At 48.6% G+C, this 1,319-nt stretch carries 1 protein-coding gene and 1 pseudogene; both read right to left on the bottom strand.

Going from position 1 to position 1,319, the window contains the following annotated elements; translation table 11 throughout:
- Positions 1–710 (bottom strand): efflux RND transporter permease subunit (locus QVA83_RS11305; RefSeq protein WP_287498470.1); only part of this gene is annotated, 710 nt, incomplete at its 3' end.
- A pseudogene (locus QVA83_RS11300) lies at positions 700–1,319 on the bottom strand (efflux RND transporter periplasmic adaptor subunit); the annotation flags it as partial. The gene QVA83_RS11305 and the pseudogene QVA83_RS11300, both read right to left, overlap by 11 nt.

Here is a 1,319-nt window from a genome sequence, read left to right as displayed (position 1 = left end):
AGCGCGGTATTCGACTCCTGGTTAACGGCATCAGCCACGTCTGACAGCGTTAATCCGTAGGCTTGAAGCTTACCTTCGTCTATTTCAATAGACATCATAGGGTCGACAAAGCTGCCTGCACTGACTTCGCGAATGTCATCTGTTGCCAGTAAATCTCGCTCTAACTGCTCCCCCAAGTATTGAAGTGAAGCGTGGTCGACGTCACCATAGAGCTGCACCCAAATAGCGTGCTCTTGTCGGCGTGCTTTGCTTATAACTGGATTTTCAGCATCAGATGGGAAGTTAGAAATACTATCTACTTCGGTTTTGATGTCGTTGAAAAGCGTGTCTAAATCGTATTCGGTTTCCTTTTCTACCTGCACACTGGCGCCGCTGGCGTTCGAGGTAGACGTAATTCGCTTAATCCCAGGGATTGCCTCCAGCGCGGTTTCAATTTTGATAGCTATCCCTTCTTCTGCTTGTTTAGGATCACCACTATCGTATGTCATTGAAATGTTAACAAAGCGTGGCTCCATACTTGGAAATGCCTCTTTGCGGATATCGTTCATGGAAACCAAGCCAAGCACGATAAGGCTGACCATGAGCAAATTGGCCGCCACCGAATTTTGTGCAAACCAAGCGATAATTCCCCGAGGGCTTTCCCCGTTATGTCTATTACCTTTAGGCTCTTCGCTGCCATAAAATGGCGCGCCTTCTCGATTATTTGTCACTGGCTTGCCCTCCTGTTTGTCCTTCCACTACGGGCAGTACTTTAGTATTCACCAGATAGCTGTTTAGAGGACGTGCAACCACCAGCGCTTGATGCAATTCGCCAGCTTGCTCAGGCATGCTACCCCCGCTTAGTTCGGCCCCAACATCACCCGTAATGTCACTGATTTTTGGCGGGGTGATGTAGGCATAGCCTTCGCTTTCGAACAGTACCGAAGGCGTAAATTTTGCCAACTGTCCGGTAGATGGCATTACTAACCATACTTCTTGCTTTTGCGAGATAGCGGAAGCCGGCAGTTTCCAGACATTGTCGAGTGCTCTTCCTTCAATATCTGCCTGCACAAAGCTGCCGAATAAAAGAGGCGTTGAGTATGCTAACGGCTTTTCAACAACCGCTATGGCATTACGCTGACGCGTTGTATCACTTTGATGCCATTCAACGCGAACGATATTGGCAACCCAGGTATTTCCCGTAGTGGTATCGGTAAGCGTTACCGGCCAGTTATGGGAGGCAGCTCCAGTCAACTGCGTTTCTTCACCAGAAGGTAGTTGAGCCCATTGGCTATGTGAAAGGCCAATTGCCACTACGGCAATATCTGCAGAATAGAGTG

The sequence above is a fragment of the Alteromonas sp. AO-Serp genome (assembly GCF_017849675.1).
Lineage (GTDB): Bacteria > Pseudomonadota > Gammaproteobacteria > Enterobacterales > Alteromonadaceae > Alteromonas > Alteromonas macleodii.
This window is presented reverse-complemented; position numbering and strand designations above follow the sequence as displayed.